The 19903-nt window shown below is 72.0% G+C and carries 16 protein-coding genes and 1 pseudogene; 10 read left to right on the top strand and 7 right to left on the bottom strand.

What is annotated here, in order from left to right; translation table 11 throughout:
- Window positions 1–90 precede the first annotated feature (90 nt).
- A complete protein-coding gene (locus LZ604_RS28965; RefSeq protein ID WP_234518702.1) occupies window positions 91–990 on the bottom strand; it encodes a DMT family transporter in 900 nt (299 codons plus the stop codon).
- A gap of 118 nt (window positions 991–1108) precedes the next feature.
- Here LZ604_RS28965 and LZ604_RS28960 point away from each other — a divergent pair, with 118 nt between their 5' ends.
- Complete coding sequence (locus LZ604_RS28960) at window positions 1109–2308, top strand: YihY/virulence factor BrkB family protein (RefSeq protein ID WP_234518701.1); 1200 nt, start codon at window positions 1109–1111, stop codon at window positions 2306–2308.
- A 71-nt stretch (window positions 2309–2379) separates the two neighbouring features.
- Here the strand turns inward: LZ604_RS28960 and ppk2 are convergent, their stop codons facing one another.
- Window positions 2380–3183 (bottom strand): polyphosphate kinase 2, encoded by an 804-nt coding sequence (ppk2, locus tag LZ604_RS28955; RefSeq protein ID WP_234518700.1) that lies wholly within the window; start codon window positions 3181–3183, stop codon window positions 2380–2382.
- Window positions 3184–3413: 230 nt separating this feature from the next.
- On the opposite strand from ppk2, the gene LZ604_RS28950 reads away from it, so the two are divergent.
- Window positions 3414–4157, top strand: coding sequence for an SOS response-associated peptidase (locus LZ604_RS28950; protein ID WP_234518699.1), 744 nt, complete (start codon window positions 3414–3416; stop codon window positions 4155–4157).
- 9 nt (window positions 4158–4166) lie between these two features.
- On the opposite strand, the gene LZ604_RS28945 is transcribed toward LZ604_RS28950, so the two are convergent.
- Window positions 4167–4604 (bottom strand): universal stress protein, encoded by a 438-nt coding sequence (locus LZ604_RS28945; RefSeq protein ID WP_234518698.1) that lies wholly within the window; start codon window positions 4602–4604, stop codon window positions 4167–4169.
- A 213-nt stretch (window positions 4605–4817) separates the two neighbouring features.
- Here LZ604_RS28945 and LZ604_RS28940 point away from each other — a divergent pair, with 213 nt between their 5' ends.
- On the top strand, window positions 4818–7508 hold the full coding sequence (locus LZ604_RS28940) for a SpoIIE family protein phosphatase (RefSeq protein WP_234518697.1): 2691 nt from the start codon (window positions 4818–4820) through the stop codon (window positions 7506–7508).
- Between the two features lie 86 nt (window positions 7509–7594).
- On the opposite strand, the pseudogene LZ604_RS36595 reads toward LZ604_RS28940, so the two are convergent.
- A pseudogene (locus LZ604_RS36595) lies at window positions 7595–8099 on the bottom strand (ATP-binding SpoIIE family protein phosphatase); the annotation flags it as partial.
- Between the two features lie 322 nt (window positions 8100–8421).
- Here LZ604_RS36595 and LZ604_RS28930 point away from each other — a divergent pair.
- The 4 genes from LZ604_RS28930 (at window position 8422) to LZ604_RS28915 (ending at window position 11116) form a co-directional block, all read left to right on the top strand.
- Window positions 8422–8754: a hypothetical protein gene (locus LZ604_RS28930; RefSeq protein ID WP_234518695.1), complete on the top strand. Its 333-nt coding sequence runs from the start codon at window positions 8422–8424 to the stop codon at window positions 8752–8754.
- 594 nt (window positions 8755–9348) lie between these two features.
- Window positions 9349–10041: a nucleotidyltransferase family protein gene (locus tag LZ604_RS28925; protein WP_234518693.1), complete on the top strand. Its 693-nt coding sequence runs from the start codon at window positions 9349–9351 to the stop codon at window positions 10039–10041.
- Window positions 10038–10355, top strand: coding sequence for a BON domain-containing protein (locus tag LZ604_RS28920; protein WP_234518691.1), 318 nt, complete (start codon window positions 10038–10040; stop codon window positions 10353–10355). Before LZ604_RS28925 ends, LZ604_RS28920 begins: the two co-directional genes overlap by 4 nt.
- On the top strand, window positions 10352–11116 hold the full coding sequence (locus LZ604_RS28915) for a metallophosphoesterase family protein (RefSeq protein WP_234518689.1): 765 nt from the start codon (window positions 10352–10354) through the stop codon (window positions 11114–11116). Before LZ604_RS28920 ends, LZ604_RS28915 begins: the two co-directional genes overlap by 4 nt.
- Window positions 11117–11249: 133 nt before the next feature.
- Here LZ604_RS28915 and LZ604_RS28910 read toward each other — a convergent pair whose 3' ends face one another.
- Window positions 11250–12041, bottom strand: coding sequence for an HAD family hydrolase (locus tag LZ604_RS28910; RefSeq protein WP_234518686.1), 792 nt, complete (start codon window positions 12039–12041; stop codon window positions 11250–11252).
- Window positions 12042–12310: 269 nt separating this feature from the next.
- Window positions 12311–13234 (bottom strand): ScbA/BarX family gamma-butyrolactone biosynthesis protein, encoded by a 924-nt coding sequence (locus tag LZ604_RS28905; protein ID WP_234518684.1) that lies wholly within the window; start codon window positions 13232–13234, stop codon window positions 12311–12313.
- Window positions 13235–13369: 135 nt separating this feature from the next.
- Between LZ604_RS28905 and LZ604_RS28900 the strand changes: the two genes are divergently transcribed.
- From LZ604_RS28900 to LZ604_RS28890, 3 genes are all read left to right on the top strand, one after another.
- A complete protein-coding gene (locus LZ604_RS28900; protein ID WP_234518682.1) occupies window positions 13370–14083 on the top strand; it encodes a ScbR family autoregulator-binding transcription factor in 714 nt (237 codons plus the stop codon).
- Between the two features lie 96 nt (window positions 14084–14179).
- Window positions 14180–16642, top strand: coding sequence for a SpoIIE family protein phosphatase (locus LZ604_RS28895; protein ID WP_267971958.1), 2463 nt, complete (start codon window positions 14180–14182; stop codon window positions 16640–16642).
- 83 nt (window positions 16643–16725) lie between these two features.
- Window positions 16726–17517 carry a DUF429 domain-containing protein gene (locus tag LZ604_RS28890; RefSeq protein WP_234518678.1) on the top strand — a complete coding sequence of 264 codons (792 nt, stop codon included), beginning with the start codon at window positions 16726–16728 and terminating at the stop codon, window positions 17515–17517.
- A gap of 43 nt (window positions 17518–17560) precedes the next feature.
- On the opposite strand, the gene LZ604_RS28885 is transcribed toward LZ604_RS28890, so the two are convergent.
- Complete coding sequence (locus LZ604_RS28885; protein WP_234518677.1) at window positions 17561–19627, bottom strand: SpoIIE family protein phosphatase; 2067 nt, start codon at window positions 19625–19627, stop codon at window positions 17561–17563.
- Window positions 19628–19903 lie beyond the last annotated feature (276 nt).

Here is a 19903-nt window from a genome sequence, read left to right as displayed (position 1 = left end):
GGACGCCCCACGGGCAAACTCGCGGCCTCGGCACCCGCGCCGGAGGGGCCCGGCCGGCGGCAGCCCGGGACCGGACGCGCGGCGGTCCGCTCACGACGCGACGGGCGGCGTGCGGCGCAGCCCGTCCCCGGTGTCCTGCGCCTCTTCCCGGATGCTCGTCACCACGTGGCTCAACCGCACCACACCCCACACGATGAGCCCGACCCCGACGGCCTCCGGCAGGAACCACCAGCCGGTGCGGATCCGCTCGTCGAACAGCGTGATGCCGAGCAGCAGACTCACGGTGGCGTCCCCGATGGTGAGCGCCGGCTGGGACGCGGCGAGAGAGCCCGCCTGGAGCGCGTTCTCCAGCAGCAGGACGGCGCAGACCCCGGTCAGCGCGAAGCCGTAGGTCTGCCACGAGGTCAGGAACGCGGGCAGACCGCCCGCCGTGAACCTGCCCGTCGCGGACTTGAGCAACGCGGCGGTCAGGGCGTTGCCGATGGCCGAGGCCGTGGCCAGCACGGCGGCCCGGAACAGCGGCGGGCGCCCGGGGCGGCCCAGGGCGACCGCTGCCGCCATGCAGCCCAGGCAGAGCACCAGGGCCGGGAACCAGCGATCCATGGGCGCCTGGTCCCGGACGCCGGAAGGTGCGGCGGACCCGAGGACCAGCGCGAGGCCGCTCACCACGCAGGTGATCGCCCACCAGCCCGTGTTCGGCAGGCGCCGGTGCATCAGAGGAGCGGCGATCAGCAGGGCGAACGGCAGTTCCAGGACGAACAGGGGTTGCACCAGTGCGATCGGCCCGTTCACCAGGGCGAGCGCCTGGAACAGCGCCGCGCCGGCGACCCCGGTGATGCCGAGCAGCCAGGCGGGCCGGTGGGCGAGCTCGACTATCAGCCGCAGGCCACCGCCGCGTGCCACCGTGGACGCCGCCTTGCGCTGGAAGGCGGTGCCCATCGCGTTGCTGGCGGCCCCGAGGACCGCGAACAGCACGGCGAGAACGATCACCTCTCCAGGATGCCCCGGCACCGTGGGCCCGGCCTCTGGGCTGCGGCGACCTCGGCCCCGCAGAGAGCCGGTGCCCGCCGGGTGAGTGAGGACGGGGGACTGGGATACCCGGCGAGACATGACACGGCTGCCGAAACGGGGATTGAAGGATCACACGACGCGTCACGGCCGAGAGCCGTCCGGGGCGGACCCGGCGCACGACTCCGGGTCGGCGCACGACTCGGCGCACGACTCCGGCCCGGCGCACGACACCGGGCCGGCGCACGACTCAGTGCGTGCCTCAGGCTCGGCGCACGACCCGGACCCGGCCCCCCGGTCCGGAGCGGAGTCCACGGCCGCACCGCCCGGCCCCGGTCCGGAGGTCGAACGCAGGGCCCCGGACGCGCCCACCGAGCTGACCGGGCGGTCCTGGTGGGCGGTACTCAAGGGCACCCTGCGCGAGTTCCGGAACGACGAGCTGACCGACCGGGCCGCGGCCCTCACCTACTACGGGGTGCTGTCGCTCTTCCCGGCGCTGCTGGTGCTGGTGTCCTTGCTGGGTGTCGCGGGCAGATCGACGACCCACACCCTGCTGGACAACCTCAAGCGGTTCGCGCCCGGCTCGGCCCGGGACATCGTCACAAGGGCCGTGGAGCAGCTCCAGGGTCACAGCGGCACCGGGTCCGTGATGGCGGTCGTCGGCCTGGTCCTGGCGGTGTGGTCGGCGTCCGGCTACATCGCCGCGTTCATCCGCACCGCCAACGCCGTCTACGACATTCCCGAGGGCCGGCCGATCTGGAAGGTGCTCCCCATCCGAGTCGCGGTCACCGCGGTGCTCATGGTGCTGGCCGTGGTCAGCGCGCTGATGGTGGTCTTCACCGGCGGGCTGGCCCGCCAGGCAGGCAGCGCGCTGGGCATCGGGCACACGGCGCTCACGGTGTGGTCGATCGCCAAGTGGCCCGTCCTCGCCGTGCTGGTGACGCTCATGATCGCGATCCTCTACTGGGCCGCGCCGAACGCCAAGGTCCCCGGCTTCCGCTGGATCACCCCCGGCAGCTTCCTGGCCCTCGTGATCTGGCTGGCCGCCTCCGGCGGATTCGCGGTCTACGTCACCCACTTCGCCGCCTACAACAAGACCTACGGCACCATGGCGGGCGTCATCGTCTTCCTGGTCTGGCTGTGGATCGGCAATCTGGCCATCCTGCTGGGCCTGGAGTTCGACGCCGAGACCGCGCGGCAGCGGGCGATCGCCGGTGGCCTTCCCCCCGATCGGGAGCCGTACACCGAGCCGCGCGACACCCGTGCGTGGGACGAGGAGGACCGACGCCGCCTGGAGTGACCCCGCCTGAGGTCAGGGGGCCCGGCGACCCGGCGGGGGGATCGCCGGGTCCGGCCGCGAAGCCGTCCCCGTCACAGGCTCGCCGCATGGTCGGGCACGTAGGTCTGCAGATCGCGCGGTGTGCGCTGGTAGCCGGTCGACGACGGCCGTTCCGGCAGCTCGAGCACCGGTGGCAGCACATCGCGGTAGGGCACGGAGGCGAGCAGATGGGCGATCATGTTCAGCCGCGCCCTGCGTTTGTCGTCGCTCTCGACGACGTACCACGGGGCCTCCGGGATGTCCGTGTGCACCATCATCTCGTCCTTGGCCCGGGAGTACGCCTCCCAGTGGGTGATCGACTCCAGGTCCATCGGCGAGAGCTTCCAGCGCCGTACGGGATCCTCCATACGGCGGCGGAAACGCTCCTGCTGGACGGCGTCGCTCACCGAGAACCAGTACTTGCGCAGCAGGATCCCGTCCTCCACCAGCATCCGTTCGAAGATCGGGCACTGGCGCAGGAAGAGCTGGTGCTCCTCCTTCGTGCAGAAACCCATCACGTGCTCGACGCCGGCCCGGTTGTACCAGCTGCGGTCGAACAGCACGATCTCCCCGGCCGCCGGCAGATGCTCGACATAGCGCTGGAAGTACCACTGGGTGCGTTCGCGCTCGGTCGGCTTGGGAAGTGCGGCGATCCGCGCCACCCGGGGGTTGAGGTGTTCCGTGACCCGCTTGATGGTGCCGCCCTTGCCCGCCGCGTCGCGCCCCTCGAAGATCACGACCAGCCGGGTGCCCTCCACCCGCACCCATTCCTGGAGCTTCACCAACTCCGTCTGCAGCCGCAGCAGTTCCTGTTCGTAGGTCTTGCGCGGCAGCTTCGCCGTCTGCTCGCCGGCCATGCCGCCTCCCGAGGTCGATGACGTGCGTCCCCGTCCGCCCGGCGGATGGCAGGGCCGGGCGGGCCGCACATCAGGACGCCACCGTACTGATCGGCCCCGTACCCCGCACGCGTACGGTGCACGCCCGTCCCGCCGCGGCCAGGCGCCGGCCCCCCGGCGGGTCCTGCGGTGGGGCTGCCCGAGGCGGTGACCCTCGCCGTTGCCCGGCGGCACCGTGGCACAGTGGCCGTATGTGTGGCCGTTACGTCTCCAGCCGCGCTCCCGAGGATCTGGTCCGGCTCTTCCACGTCACCGACTGGCGCCCCGAGGAGGCCCTGGAGCCGAGCTGGAACGTCGCCCCGACCGACGACGTGTGGGCCGTCCTGGAGCGTGTCCCGCGCACCGCGGGCGCCGAGGAGCCGGTGAGGCGGCAGCTGCGGCCGCTGCGGTGGGGTCTGGTGCCGTCCTGGGCCAAGGACGTGAAGACCGGCGCGCGGATGATCAACGCACGGATGGAGACCGTGCACGAGAAGCCGGCCTTCCGCCGCGCCTTCGCCAAGCACCGCTGCCTGCTCCCGGCCGACGGCTTCTACGAGTGGCAGCAGACGCGGGACCCGGACACGGGCAGGACCCGCAAGCAGCCGTACTTCGTCCACCCCGAGGACGGCCGGGTCATGGCGCTCGCCGGGCTCTACGCGTACTGGCGCGACCCCGCCGTCCGGCACGACGACGACCCCGCCGCGTGGCTGACGACCTGCACCATCATCACCACCGAGGCCACCGACGCGGCCGGCCGGATCCACCCGCGCATGCCGCTCGCCATCGCCCCGGACCACTACGACGCCTGGCTCGACCCCCGCCACCAGGACCCCGACGGTCTCCGCGCCCTGCTCACCCCGCCCGCGGACGGCCGGCTCGACGCCCGCCCGGTCTCCACGGCGGTCAACGACGTGCACCACAACGGCCCCGGGCTCCTGGACGACACCGCCTCCTGAGCACCCGCGCTACGACGCCCCGGAGCGGACGATGACGACGGGACACGGCGCGTGGTGCGAAACCTGCTGGCTGACCGAGCCCAGCAGGGCGCGGGTGAAACCGCTGTGCCCCCGGCTGCCCACCACCAGGGCCTCGGCTCCTTCGGCGGCCTCGACGAGGACATCGGTGGGGTTGCCCCGGGTCAGGTGGGCCCGCACCGAGGCGGCCCCCTCGTCCCCGAGCACCTCCCGCAGCTCCTGGGCCTGTCTGTCCTTGGCGCTCTCCACGTCCAGGTCGGTGTCCATGGGCGGGGCGAACCAGCCGTAGGGCACCTCCCAGGCGGTCACCGCCTCCACCGAACCACCGATCAGCGCCGCGTACCGAACAGCCCAGCGCAGTGCCTCGAAAGAGGAGGACGATCCGTCGACACCCACGACGACGCGCGGAGCGGTGCCGTTCTGCTCCATGTCGTTCCGCCTTTCGTCCGTGTACCGCCGTGACCGTTTTCCCGCTCGTTGCCGCCTCGCTTTCCACTTCACGCTGCGGGATCGACCGATCGTCCGCCAGAAGAGTGCGCCCGGGCGCGTGACCCGCCCGCCCGCGGGCGGGGCCGCGCCGCACGGGCCCCACCTCGGGTCCGGGCCATGGCCACCCGGGATCACCAGTGCTAGAAAGGTCCCATGGCGGACCGATTCGCCCGGTTTCGACGCGTGTCGCTGCGGTCACTGATGGGCAAGAGCCCGCGAAGCGTCGCCGGGCAGGTCTTCGTGCTGCAGGTGGCGCTGGTCGTCCTGCTCGTCGCCTGTGCCGTGTTCGCCCTTGTGCTCCAGTCGGAGCGGGACACCAGCTCCGAGGCCAAGCGCCGTTCCGTGGCCGTGGCCCAGACCTTCGCGCATTCGCCGGGGCTGCTCGCCGCGCTGCAGACACCCGACCCGTCGAAAGTGCTCCAGCCCATGACCGAGGCCGCGCGCAAGAGCGCCGGCGTCGACTTCATCGTGATCATGAACACCAAGGGCATCCGTTACACCCACCCCCTGCCCAGCAAGATCGGACAGCGGTTCGTGGGGACGATCGAGCCCTCGCTGGAGGGCAAGGTGTACATCGAGAGCGTGCACGGCCCACTCGGGCACGAGGTCCAGGCCACGGTTCCCGTCAGGGACCACGCCGGAAAGGTGGTGGCCCTGGTCTCCGCGGGCCTCAAGGTCAAGAACGTGGTCAGCGAGGTGGACCGGCAGCTGCCGATCATCTTCGGCGCCGGGGCCGGGGCGCTCGCCGTGGCCACCGGCGGGACGGCGCTGATGGGCAGGCGGCTGCAACGGCAGACCCACAGCCTCGCCCCGGACGAGATGACCCGGATGTACGAGCACCACGACGCGGTGCTGCACTCGGTACGCGAAGGTGTCCTCATCCTCGGTGAAGACGGGCGGCTGGTGCTGGCCAACGACGAGGCCCGACGGCTGCTGGAACTGCCCTCGGACGCCGAGGGACGCAATGTGGCGGAACTGTCGGGCCTCGACGCGGAGACGGTCGCGCTGCTCGCCTCCGGACGGGAGGCCACCGACGAGGTGCACTTCGCCGGGGAGCGGCTGCTGGCGGTCAACCAGCGGCCCACGGACCGCGACGGAGGCCCCAAGGGAACCGTGGTCACGCTGCGCGACACGACCGAGCTGCAGGCGCTGTCGGGCAGGGCGGAGGTCGCACGCGAGCGGCTGAAGCTTCTGTACGACGCCGGGCTGTGCGTGGGCACCACCCTCGACGTGGTCCGCACCGCCGACGAGCTGGCCCGGGTCGCCGTCCCCCGCTTCGCCGACTTCGTCAGCGTGGACCTCGCCGACGCCGTACTGCACGGAGAGGAACCGGGCGGCGCGGCCACGGCCATGCGGCGCGTCGCCGTGCACGGCGTGCGCGACGACCATCCGCTGTACGAGAAGGGCCGGCTGATCGACTTCCTGCCCTCCACACCCCAGGCGCGTGGCTACGGCAGCGGCCGCTCGGTGCTGGTGACGGATCTGTCGATCGCCACGGGCTGGCACGCGCAGGACCCCACCCGCACCAAGGAGATCCTGGACTACGGCATCCACTCCCTGATCGCCGCGCCGCTCCAGGCCCGGGGTGTCGTGCTCGGTATGGCCAATTTCTGGCGCTCCAAGCAGCACGACCCGTTCGACGACGAGGAGCTGTCACTGGCCGAGGAGCTGGTCGCCCGTGCCGCGGTGAGCATCGACAACGCCCGCCGGTACACCCGTGAGCACGCCCTCGCGGTCACGCTGCAGCGCAGCCTGCTGCCGAGGGCCCTGCCCGAGCAGACCGCCCTCGAGGTCGGCTACCGCTACCTCCCCGCCCAGTCCGGTGTGAGCGGCGACTGGTTCGACGTGATCCCCCTGTCGGGGAGCCGGGTGGCGCTGGCCGTGGGAGACGTGGTCGGCCATGGTCTGCACGCCGCCGCCACGATGGGCCGGCTGCGTACCGCGGTGCACAACTTCTCCACCCTGGACCTGCCGCCGGACGAACTGCTGGGCCATCTGGACGATCTGGTCGGACGCATCGACCAGGACGAAGCGGGTACGGACAGCGCCGCGGGCGTGGTGGGTGCCACCTGCCTGTACGCGATCTACGACCCCGTGGCGCGTCGCTGCGCCATGGCGCGCGCGGGTCACCTGGCGCCCGCGCTGGTCCACCCCGACGGGAGCGTCACTTTCGCGGACCTGCCCGCCGGGCCGCCGCTCGGCCTGGGCGGCATGCCGTTCCAGACGGCCGAGGTGGACGTGGCGGAAGGCACCCAGCTCGTCCTGTACACCGACGGCCTCATCGAGGACCGGACCCGTGACCTGGACGTGGGCATGGAACTGCTGCGCGACGCGCTGGCGGGCCACCCCGAACGGTCGCCGGAGGAGAGCTGCCAGGTGGTCCTGCACGAGCTGCTGCCGGACCGGCCCAAGGACGACGTGGCCCTGCTCATCGCCCGTACCCAGCCGCTGTCGCCCGACCGGGTCGCCGACTGGGACGTGCCGCTCGACCCGGCCGCCGTCGCGCGGATGCGCGAGGCGGTGACCGAGAAGCTCGACGAGTGGGGCCTGTCCGAGCTCGGCTTCGTCATGGAACTCGTCCTGAGCGAGCTGATCACCAATGCGATCCGCTACGGCTCCGAGCCGATCCATGTACGGCTGATCCGTGACCGTACGCTGATCTGCGAGGTGGCCGACGGCAGCAGCACCTCTCCGCATCTGCGGTACGCCGCGACGACCGACGAGGGTGGCCGGGGCCTGTTCCTGGTCTCGCAGATGACCGAGCGCTGGGGCACCCGGTACACGCCGCAGGGCAAGGTGATCTGGGCCGAGCAGGCGCTGCCGCGGAGCTTCGGGGAGCCCTGAGCGCACCACGGGACCGGGGCCCTCGCCGACGAGGACGCCTCCCGGGCGCCGGAATCCCGGAACGACGCGTAGACCCACCGCCCGGGTCAGCCGTCCGCGGTGGCGGCAGTCTCGTTTCCCCGCCCGGAGTGCAGCGCCTGCTCGCTCCAGATGGTCTTGCCCCGGTCGGTGTGGCGCGTGCCCCAGCGATGCGTGAGCTGGGCGACGAGCAGGAGTCCACGACCGCCCTCGTCGGTGGTGCGCGCGTGGCGCAGGTGGGCCGCGCTGTTCCGACTCCCAGGTGTCGAACGGAGGACCGCCGTTGCCCAGGGGAGGACCGGGAGATGTCTCCACCGGCTCCGCATGTCCGTCGGGATGCAGGAGAAGCGGCGGCAGATGCCCGGCGCAGGCCGCGTCGACCCGGCGGCTCACGGGATCGTAGATGACATAGGCGCAGCCGGCGGTGGCGGGCTGACCGTCCGCGGGATTGCCGACCTCGTCCGGCCCGCCTTCGTCGACCAGGCGCATCATCAGATCGTCGAGCCCCGCCAGCATCTCATCGGGTGTCAGATCCAAGGCCGCCAGGCTGTGGGTGGCGGCGCGCAGCCGGCCCATGGTGGCCACGGCGCACAGGCCCTGGCCCGCCACGTCCCCGACCTGAGCGCCACGCGCGCGTAGGAAAGCCGTACGAGGCCTTCTCGCCGACCGGCCCCCATCGGCCCGGACGCCGGACGACCGGTACGTCTCTCAGCCTGACAGGCGACCGCGCCACCCGCTCGACGGCACACGTCCGGTGCCCGGTGGTGACGCGTCTCACCCACATAGTTCATTGTTCAACTACCTGGGTGGTGCCTAGCCTGAACCATGCCGGAACAACGGCATGGCGCCGGCGTCCACGGTGGTGGAACGCCCGGCGGTGCAAGGAGGAAAGACCATGAACAAGCTTGTGCGGCGCATCATCACCGCGAGTGCTTCCGCGGTGTTCGTCGGCGGCGCTCTCTTCGCCACCGGCGGCCTCGCCTCGGCGGCCACCCCTCATCCGGCCGGGCCCACCCCTGCCCCGGCCGTCGTGGTCCAGGGCGGCCACGGTGACTTCGCCGGGAACGCGACGGTGAACGGTCGCGTCGACCCGTGGATCACGGACCAGCTGACGATGTTCGATCAGTGGGCCGGGCACCGGCCGGGGACGTACGACGCCTGGATCACGGACCAGCTGGCCCTGTTCGCCGCCGCCCCGGGCGCCGCCGGTCAGCCCTCTCTGGGCTGACCTCGGGCCCCGACGCCGTATACGTGTGGCCGGTCGCCCAATCGTGTGCGCGTCGATGCGCCGGCCCCGCCGAACATCCAGATCCAGACCATCAGACATGGACACCGGCTGCCCCAGAGCCGGTCTGTCCGTCGCCCAGGCCGTCCAGGGGCTCTCTGCCCGCCACTGCCCGCGCGCTCCGGCGCCCTGGAGGCCGCCCCCCTCTCTCGCGGCCCGGGACGATGCCGCCGTGGGCGGCGATCTCTTCGTGGCCGCCCGCATCACTTTCAGCGCCCGTCTGCTGGTCGCCGACGTGCGGGGCAGGGGACTTGCGGCGATCGGCCGGGCCGCACTGCCGTCCGGGGCCTTTCGCGCCGCCTTCCGTCCCTGCTGCTCCTGGACACCGGCGGCGTACCGGCCGACGAGTGCCTCGAGCGGCTGCCGGGTGTCTGTGCGACGGCCTGACCGCTTCCCCTCCTGCCTGCGTCCGCCGCCTCGGCGCCTCGGCTCCGGCCGTGTCGAAGGGGGTGGACCGGGTACTCAGAGGAGCACCCAAGCGGTCCGGGACCGGACAGCACCGGCAGGGGGCTGCCCGGTGCGGCATATGGAGTGGTCATGACGCAGAACGGGGACGATGTGGAGCCTGCCCGGCAAGCCGAGACACCGGAACTCCGTCTGGCGCCGGCACCGGCGGAGCAGTGGGCGGCGTGTCACCCGCAGCCGCCGCAGCAGACCCTGCCCCCCGATCACAGTCAGGCGATCCTCGAGGCGACCAAGCGCGTGGGCGCCCTGCTGAAGCGGGAGGGGCACATGTTCGCCCTGGCCGGAAGCGTGGCCGTCTACGCCCACGGCGGCAGCGAGAACCTTCAGCACGACGCGGACTTCTGTGTGCGGCCCGAGGACGCCGAGGCGGTGGCCGCCACGCTGCACAACGCCGGTCTGAGCGTCTACAAGCCGCCGGAGGACTGGCTTGTGAAGGCCAAGTGCTTCGACCAGGACATCGACGTCATCTTCGAGCTGGCGCACCGGCCGGTCACCACGGACATGCTCGGCCGGGCGCGGGAACTCTCCGTCGCCTCGGTGCGGATGCCGGTGCTGTCGCCGACCGATCTGCTGTGGAGTCTGATCGCCGCATTCTCCGAGCACCATTGCGACTTCGGAGCGGTTCTCCCCGTCGCCCGCGCGCTGCGCGAGAAGGTCGACTGGGAGCAGGTGCGGCGGCACTGCGGGGACGAGCCCATGCCCGCCGCCTTCTTCTTTCTTCTCGAACGCCTGAACGTCATCGCTCCGCAGAAGGAGGCGCCATGAGCAACCACGGTGCAGGGCAGGCGCACGCCGGTGCCCCGGCGGCTGGGAGCGCCGGGAGCGCCGGGAACGCCGAGAACACGGAGTACCGCGTCGCCCATCTCATCGAGCACCTTGCCGCCGGGCACCTGGGGGAGCTGGGCGTCCGGGTCGAGGTCCGCGGTGAGTCGGTGCAGCTCACCGGCACGGTCGCCTCCGCACAGTGCCGCGAGGAGATCCTGGGCATGGTGCGTGAGGAACTCGCCGGAGTCCCGGTCCACAGCGACATCCTGGTGGCGGAGAATTCCGCGCCCGGCCACGCGGAGGAGCTCTCATGATCCGGGTGGCGGCGGTCGGGGACATCCACATGGGGCCGGAGAGCAAGGGCGCGCTCCGTCCCGCCTTCGAGTCCCTTCCCGAGTGCGCCGATGTGCTGCTGCTGGCCGGTGACCTCACCCGCCACGGCACCACGGAGGAGGCCCGGGTCGTGGCACAGGAGGTCCAGGACCTGGGGGTTCCGGTGGTGGCCGTGCTGGGCAACCACGATCACCACGACGAGCGGCCGGACGAGGTCGCGGCGGTACTGGAGGACTCGGGCACCCGGGTTCTGGAGGGACGCGGAACCGTCCTGGGCGTCGGGGACATCCGGGTCGGCGTGGCCGGTACCAAGGGATTCGGCGGCGGCTTCGTCGGTCGCAGCGCGGGCGAATTCGGTGAGCTGCTGATGAAGGAGTTCGTACGCTGCTCACGGCGGTGCGCCGATGCCCTGCGGAGGGCCCTGGAGGAGCTGGACGGGCAGGGCTGCGACGTGCGGATCGCTCTCACCCACTATTCCCCCGTGCCGGAGACGCTGGCCGGTGAGCCGCTGGAGATCTACCCGTTCCTGGGCAGCTATCTGCTGGCCGAGGCGATCGACACGGCGGGTGCGGACCTCGCGGTGCACGGGCACGCCCATGCCGGGACGGAACACGGCATGACCAGTGGCGGCGTCAAGGTGCGGAACGTGGCCCAGCCGGTCATCGGGCAGGCCTTCCGCGTCTACCACCTGCCCGTGCGCGAGCCGCTGCCCGCCGGTGCGTCCGGCCCGGCACCGGACTGAGCGGACCGCCCGCCGGACAGGGCCGCGTCAGGTCCGTGCGCGCACAGCCCGCCCACCGGTCCGCTCACGGGCCGGGCCGGAGGCCGGAGCCGGGAAGCCCCCCGGTGGCGCGGCCGATGGCGGTCCGGTGCCCTCAGGGTGCCGTCCTGGCTCCGGACTGGGCCCGGCCACCCTGCTGCGGGATTTTCGGCCGCACCGGAGCGGTGTGCGGGGCGCCGGCCTCCTGCCGACGGGCCTCCTGCCGACGGGCCGCGGGCCGGCTCTTCGCCCAGGCCACCAGATCGGGGTCCTCCAGCGTGTCCACCCACAGATCGGCCAGGGCGAGGGCCTCCGGCCTTGGATTCCGGCCGACCCCGATCACCCGCAGACCCGCTCCGGCGGCCGCCTTCAGCCCGTTGAGCGAGTCCTCGACCGCCAGGGCGTTGCGGCACTCGGCACCCAGGCGCCGTACGGCTTCGGCGTAGGTGTCGGGAGACGGCTTGGGGCGAACTCCCGGACCCGGGACGACGATGTGCCGGAAGCGCTGTCTCAGGCCCACCGACTGGAGGCTGAACTCCACCACGTCGGCGGGACAGTTGCTGGCGACGGCGAGCGGCGCGGACCGGCTCAGGCTTGTCACCAGGCCCGGTGCTCCGCGCACGGCCACCGGGCACTGTGCCACGAGTGCCCGGAACGTTGCCAGAAGGTGCCGGGTCATCTCCTCGCCGGCGTCCGGCCTGCCGGCGAGGCGCGCCATGAGGGCGCCGCACTCGGTGTAGTGCAGGCCCTTGCTGCGTTCCGTGAATTCAGGGTCAGGCGCGGCACCGTTCTCGCGCAGAACGATGTCGCGTGCCTGTTGCCAGTGGCGTTCGGAGTCCACCAGGGTGCCGTCGCAGTCGAAGACGACGGCCTGGGGTGTCCAGTCGAAGATGCGTTGGGTCGTCATGTGCTTGCTTGCCGTTCTGGTGCAGGACGGAACTGCCGAAAGGCGGCGCGATCCGCCAAGGGAGGTTCCGGTGACGCCGATTGGACTTCGATCCACAGCGAAAAGGAGTGAAGTGCGGTGCCGAGGAGGCCTGTTCGCCGATGCGACGTTCGCGCACCCCACACTGCCGTGGTCGGAGCTTATCCGGAACCAGAAACATAATGAACGCTACGCTCTGTTTGACAGGTTGGGGAGATTTGCCGACGCATTACGCACGTGTGGGTGACATCTCAGCGATAGCGCAGCATTCCCCGGGCTGTCCGCTCGGCGCCCTGGTGGCAATGGAAGAGGACGGAACGGCCGTATTCGGCGCAGTGAATGACGGCGGGCGGAGCATGCTCCGTGAATCGCAGGGCCGTCATGCGGCAGGAGAGCGGCCGGATCAGCCGCCCTCCGCTCCGCAGGGCTACGGCCTGCCGCGCCGCCTCCAGCACGGCCATTCCGGGCACATGGTCCGTGCCGTGGTCGAAGAGGAAGGGGTGACGGGGGTCCGCGGGATCGAGCAGGACTTCGCCGCCCTCCAGTGAGATGACGAGGTCCGACGCCGACTCGAGCCCCAGCAGGGCCGGTTCGGGCCGGGGCCGTCGGCTCGCCGCCATGGCCGTGACGGCGCCGGACCGCAGGGCCGCGTAGCGCGCCGCGTCGAGGAACCGCGCGCCGCCCGCGGCCCGCGCGAACGCCCGGTCCCCGGCGAGGAATACGACCCGCATCCGCAGGCCGGTCACCGTCGTCCCGCTCCGGTCGGTGCGCACTTCGCCGACGGATGCCAGACAGGTGATCTCGCTGGCACCGTGGGGCGCTCTGGGCTCCGCCGCCGGGTCGAGTTCGTAGGCCACGTCGCCGATCAGAAAGCGGGCCGTGGGGGGCACGTCGAAGTGGCGCAGCGGAATGCAGATGCCGAGTTGGCGCAGTGTCTCGACGAGCATCCACGGGCTGTGCCGGTCGTCACGCCCCCGGGGGAAGGAAGGATGCGAGCGTGTCCAGGCGGCCGCCGCGCAGAAGCTGAGAGGCCCGCAGCGGCGGACATCCGTCAGCAGGACCTCGGCCACCGAGATCCGGTGCACCCAGGCGCGGTCCACGGTCCTGGACCAACTCAGCGGGGCACAGCAGGTTCCGGCAGTGTGCCGGGCACACTCCTCGGCCCATTCCTGCATGCCTCGCATCCGCCGCCGAGAGTCCATGTAATACAGCTAATAAGACAATTGGTGGTTCCGCATGCGCGGCCTCGTTTCCGGGCGGCGGGAGGGCTACATTCCTCTCGCGCTCCACCGACAGACAAGGGAACACACGTGCAGGATCGGGCAGAAGAAACCCGCCGAGCCGTACTGCAGGCGGCGGCTCACCTGTTCTTCGAACGGGGATACGCAGCGACCAGCATCAGTGACATCAGCGAACGGTCCGGCCGCACCAGCGGGGCCATCTATTTCCACTACACCAACAAGGAACAGCTCGCCCTGGCCGTGGTGGAAGCGCACTTCGCCACCTGGCCCGCGCTGGTGGCGCACCACGCGGCTGCCCCCGAATCCACTCTCCGGAAGCTGGTGCGTCTCAGCTTCGCGGTCGCGCGCGCCTTCCGTGACGACGTCCTCGTCCGCGCGGGCGCCCGGCTCTGGGCCGAACGCAGATCCATCGCCGTCCAGATGCCTCCGCCCTTCGTGGACTGGATCGCCACGGTCGAGGGCATGCTGACCCAGGCGCGCGCGGAAGGGGATCTGGCCCCCCACGCGGAGCCCGGCCGAGACGCCCCCACCCTGGTGGCCGCGTTCTTCGGATTGCACACCCTCTCCGATGCCCTCGACGAGCGAGTGCTGATCGAGGACCGGCTGACCGACCTCTGGCTGCTGCTTCTCCCCGGCCTCCAGGCCGATCCCGCCCCACAGGCGCTGCTCGCCGAGGTGAGCGGCCGTGCCACGGGCCGGGACGACGGACACCACGGCGACCGCATCCACCGCGCGGCCGGGCCGCACCGCCCGGCGTCCCGCCCCGGAGTGATCAGCGGTTGAGAAAGGCCTCCCGCGGGAGCAGCCTGGACGCAGTGCCGCGGATGGGCCCACCGACGACTCCCGGTGGTGCCCGGACGACAGAGCGAGGGCGGCGACATGGAGAAGGGCTCCGCGATACCGGACAGGCACCGCTCCACCGGGCGGGAGCCCGCGCCAGGCGCTGGGGTCATGCTGGATCCCCGGGGCATGGTGATCGCGCTGAGCCCGGACGTCGGCCGCCTCCTCGGCTACGAGCCGCGGGACCTGGTCGGCCGGGCCGCGAGGGAGCTGCTCGCCGAGGCCCCGCCGGCGGCCCTCCAGCGCCGCCACGCCCGGCGTGAGTACTGGAGCGGCCGGGTCACCCTCCGACACCGGGACGGCCACCCGGTGTCCTGGGCGGTGCGTGCCCATCCGTTGCGGGACGCGGCCGGGGATGCGTACTGGTTCCTCGCGACCGAGGATGTCGAGCCGTCCGGACCGCCACCCGGGGAAGGCGGGGAAGCGGACACCGCACTCCTCAAGCAGTGGGCGCTGGACCAGCTTCCCCTGCCCATGGCCCTGTACGACCGCAGGGGTGTGCGGGTGGAGGTCAACGCCGCCATGAGGCGCGCGTCGGGAAAGGCGGATCACGAACTCCTCGGCTGGCCCATAGGGGAGTCCCGCTCCGGGAACACACTGATGGGCCTGCAGGGCATCGGCGAGGCCATGCGGGAGGTCCTGCACACCGGGAACACGGTGACGTGCGAGGCGCACTCGCCCGGCACCGGCACCACCGGCCGGCGTGTCTGGCTGCTGTCGCTGTATCCCGTGCGCGACCCCGACGGCCAGGTCTGCGGCGTCTCGGCGGCGGCCGTGAACACCACCCAGCAGGTCCGTGCCCGTCGGCGACTGGCCGTCCTCAACGACGCGACACTGCGCATCGGCACCACCCTCGACCTCAGCCGCACCGCCGACGAACTGGCGGAGGTCGGCACCGACCACTTCGCCGACTGCGTGCTCGTGGATCTGCTCGACAGCGTCCTGAGAGGCGATGAGGCGCTCCCGCCCCAGCACAGCCTCCTGATCTTCCGCCGAACCGCCCAGCGCTCCGTCCTGCCGGGGTGTCCCGAGTCGGTGGTCCCGATCGGGGGCACCTACACCTACCCGGAGGACTCTCCCCCGGGGCGCGCCCTCGCCGCCGGCCGGGGGGCCCTGCACCGCTCCGACGAGCTGCGGTGGTGGGTGGAGAGCACACCCGAGGGAGCCAGCATCATCCGCGACTACGGCATGCACTGCCTCATGGCCGTACCGTTGCGGGCCCGCGGGGTCACGCTGGGACTGGCGCTGTTCTTCCGCCACCGCACCCAGACCCCCTTCGAGGTGGACGATCTGCGTCTGGCCGAAGAGCTGACCGCCCGTGCCGCGGTCCACGTCGACAACGCCCGCCGCTACGGGCAGGAGCGCTCCACCGCACTCACCCTGCAGCAGAGCATCCTGCCGCATCCCGCGCTGCACCATCCCGCCGTGGAGATCGCATCCCGGTATGTGCCCGCCCGCTCGGGTCCCGGTATCGGCGGCGACTGGTTCGACGTCATCCCACTGTCCGGCGCCAGGGTGGCCCTCGTCGTGGGGGACGTGGTCGGCTACGGCATCACGGCCTCGGCGACCATGGGCCGACTGTGCACGGCGGTACGCACCCTCGCCGATGTGGACCTGGCCCCCGACGAACTGCTCACCCATCTCGACGACCTCGTGCTGCTCATGGACCGCAGCGACACCGCCGACCCCGCCGATCGCTCGGCCCCCGGCTCGGGCGAGGTCGGCGCCTCCTGCCTGTACGCGGTCTACGACCCCGTGTCGCGGCGCTGCTCCATGGCCCGGGCCGGCCATCCGCTTCCCGTCCTGGCCACGCCGGACGGCTCCGTGCGTTTCCTGGACCTGCCGGCCGGACCGCTCCTCGGCCTCGGCGGCCTGCCGTTCGAAGCCGCGGAGTTCGCGGTCCCGGAAGGCAGCGTCCTCGCCTTCTACACCGACGGGCTGATCGCATCCCCGGCGCTCGACGTGGACGAGGCGTGCGACCTGCTGCGCGCGACCCTCGCCGAAACCGGCCGTCCGCTGGAGGAGACATGCGACCGCGCGCTGGGGAGTCTGCTCTCCGACACCCGCACCGACGATGTCGTACTCCTACTGACCCGGACCCGGGCCCTGAGAGCCGACCGCGTCGCCACCTGGGAACTGCCGTCCGAACCCTCCGTCGTCGCGCTGGCCCGCGAACTCGCCGGCGAGCGGCTGGCCGCCTGGCAGCTCGAGGACGCGGCCTTCGTCACCGAACTCGTGGTGAGCGAGCTGGTCACCAACGCGATCCGGTACGGCTCCCCACCGGTGCACCTTCGGCTCATCCGCGACACGGCCCTGATCTGCGAGGTCGGTGACGGCAGCAGCACAGCGCCCCATCTGCGGCGCGCGCGCCTCTCCGACGAGGGCGGCCGCGGTCTGCTCATCGTCGCCCAGCTCTCCCGGCGCTGGGGCAGCCGCCACACCCGCTGCGGAAAGACCATCTGGGCCGAACTCCCGATCACGCCGCCCCTGCCGGCCATGTGAACGGCTCCGGGCCGGCCGCGGCGGTCTCCCGGTGTCGTGGGCGGCGGTGGCCCCGTCGGGTGCCGGTGCACAAGGATGTCGGCATGACGCGAGGGCAGGCGGTGACGGTCGGTATCGATCTGGCCGCCAGCGCACGGCGTACCGCCGTGTGCCGGGTGGTGTGGCAGGAAGCGGGCGGCCCGGCGGCGGAGTTCCTCGTACCGCACGACGACGGGGACCTGCTGGACATCGTCCGGACGGCCGGCAAGACCGGCCTGGACTGTCCTCTGGGCTGGCCGTCGCACTTCGTGGACACCGTGGTGGCCCACCACCGTGGAGAGCGGCTGCCCGCTCCCGCCAGGTTCGGGGTGCGCACGGACGGCAGACCCGGTCTGGACGCGCTGCGCTTCCGGCTGACGGACGACCTGACCTGGAGGACGACCGCGATGAGGCCCCCGCTGTCGGTGTCCACCGACCTCCTCGGCGTCGTGGCGCTACGCGCGGCCCACCTGCTGGATGCTCTCGCGGCGGACGGTGTCGCCGTACCCCGGGACGGGTCCGGCACGATCGCAGAGGTCTATCCCGCCGCGGCGCTGAGACGGTGGGGGATCCGCCCGCCCGGCAGCTACAAGAGCGGTACGGCCGAGGCACGTTCCGTGCGGGAGCACATCGTCGGCTCGCTCGAGTCGGGCCTGGGATCACCCCTGCCCGAGCCGGTGCGCGCGAGATGCACCGACAGCCACGACCATCTCGACGCACTGATCTGTGCCCTGGTCGCCCGCGCCGTTCTGACCGGGGACACCCGGTGGCCGGGCTCCGCGGACGAGCGCGAGGCCGCCCGGCGGGAGGGCTGGATCCACCTGCCCGGCACGGATCTCGCCGCCCTGTGCCGCTGACCCGCACCGTGCCGGTCCGGCGGAGCACGCAGCACGACAGGCCCTAGCGGGCCCGGACCGCCAGCAGGGCCACGTCGTCGTGGTCGTCGGGGTGACGAAGCCCGTGCAGCAGAAGGTCGCAGGTCTCCTCCAGGGGACGGTCCGGTTTGTCGAGCAGGGCCAGGAGCATGTCGAGACGGTCGTCGATGGGGTGGTGGCGGGTTTCGACGAGACCGTCCGTGTAGAGGATCACGAGGTCGCCCGGGAGCAGGTTCACGGTGGTGGTCTCGAACGGGACGCCGCCCACGCCGAGCGGCGCGCCGGGGGGCAGGTCCAGCAGTATGGGTTCCTTCCCCTGGCGGGCCAGCGCAGGCGGCATATGGCCGGCATTGGCCAGATGGCACTGCCTGCGACGGGGGTCGTACGTCGCGTAGACGCAGGTGACGATGTAGTGCTCCAGATCGCAGGTGACGTTGTCGAGGTGCCGGAGCACGGTGCCGGGGGCCAGATCGAGGTCCGCGTAGGCGCAGGTGGCGGTGCGCAGCCGGCCCATGGTGGCGGCGGCGTCGATGCCGTTTCCCATCACGTCGCCGACGACGAGCGCCGTCTTGTCGTCGGCGAGGGGGATGACGTCGTACCAGTCACCGCCGACCTCGCTGGTGGCCTGGGCGGGCTGGTAGCGGTAGGCGATTTCCAGTCCTGGGTGGTACGGCGGGTGGTCGGGCAGCAGGCTGCGCTGGAGGGTGAGGGCGGTGTTGCGGACGCTCTGGTACCAGCGGGCGTTGTCCATGGCCACGGCGGCGCGAGCGGCCAGCTCACAGGCGAGGACGACGTCGTCCTGGTCGAAGGGGAGCGGGTTGCACGTGCGCTTGAGGTCGAGAGCGCCGAGGACTTCGCCGCGGGCGATCAACGGCACCGCCAGATAGGAGTGGACGCCGGCGCTGGCCAGCAGCGAGGTGGCCTCGGGATCGCGGGCGATGCGGCGCAGGTCCTGTTCGGCGACATGACGCACCAGCACGGGCCGGCCGGTGTGCACGCACAGGGTGACCAGCCGGTCCCCGTCGTAGGCGGCGAGGTCACCGGGCGGGTCTCCCGCGCGGAGGGCCACGGTGGGCTGGGTCGCCTTGAGCGCCAGGGAGCGGAAGAGTTCAGGGCCGCTTTCCAGCCGGCCCGTACGGCGGAAGGCCAGAGCGGAGTCCAGGACGTCGACGGCGACCACGTCGGCGAGTTCGGGGGTCGCGACCTCGGCCAGTTCGCGCGCGGTCTGCTCCACCTCCAGGGTGGTGCCGACGCGGGCGGAGGCGTCCGCGATCAGGGCCAGGCGGCGCCGGGCGCGGTCGGCCTCCGTGGCCGCGCGGTGCCGCTCGGTGACGTCGACGACCGAGGCGGCCGCGCCGAGAACCCGGCCGCCGGGGTCCTCCAGCCGGTAGAACGACAGAGACCAGGCGTGGTCGTTGTCGGGGTCGGCAGGTGTGCGGCCCACCGCGTACTGGTCGAGGAGCGGGGCACCGGTGGCCAGCACCTGGTGCAGGGCGGACTCGATGGTGTCCACGTCGGGAAACGGCAGGGTCTCCCGCAGATGGCGGCCGATGTGCTCCGCGGCGGGTATGCCGTCGATGCGCTCCAGTGCCGGGTTGACCAGGAGATAGCGCAGGTCGGGGTCCAGCAGGGCCAGCCCGATGGGGGACTGGTGGATCAGCCGCTCGCACAGCGCCACGTCGGTCTCGACGCGATGCAGCCTCTCGTGGTCCGCCGCGATACCCAGCGCGTAGACGTCACCGGCATGGTCGAGGAGCCGCATGTTGCGGAACTCCGTCAGACGGGTGCTGCCGTCCTTGTGCCGGATCGGGAACGCACCGGCCCAGCTGCGGCCCGACTCCATCACCTCGGTGAACAGCCCGAGAACGGTCTGCAGATGTTCCGGGTCGACCAGCAGCCGCCCCGCGAACTCGCCGAGGGCCTCCTCCGCCGAGTAGCCGAAGAGGTCCTCGGCCTGGGGACTCCAGAACACGATGCGCCCGCCGGTGTCCAGCACCACCGCGGCGACGCTGAGGACGTCCAGCAGGCTGGCGGGCCTGGACTGCCCGGGGCCGGACCAGGCGCCGTCGGCCTGGAAGGATTCGGCTGTCATCCCACGCTCCCTCCGCCTGCCGGCGCGACCGCCGCCCGCTCATCGGTGCTGTTCCACGCCCGGGTCCCGGCTGCCGGTACTTCCATGCTGCCCCGGGCGGACTGGGCTGCCCAGACGGGAACACAGCAGGTGTTCGGGCGCTACGTCGTGGCGCGGTCTCGGCCTCCTCCTCGAGCGGCGCGGGCGCCTCGACGACCGTGTCCTCGGCCGCGGCCGGCTCGGCCTCGGCGTCCTGCCGGGACTTCGGAGCGCGCTCGTCCTTGCGCGACTTCGGCG

This window comes from Streptomyces glomeratus (assembly GCF_021462825.1).
Taxonomy (GTDB): Bacteria; Actinomycetota; Actinomycetes; order Streptomycetales; family Streptomycetaceae; genus Streptomyces; species Streptomyces glomeratus.
Note: the sequence above shows the minus strand (reverse complement) of the source record. Positions and strands in the feature narration are given on the sequence as shown.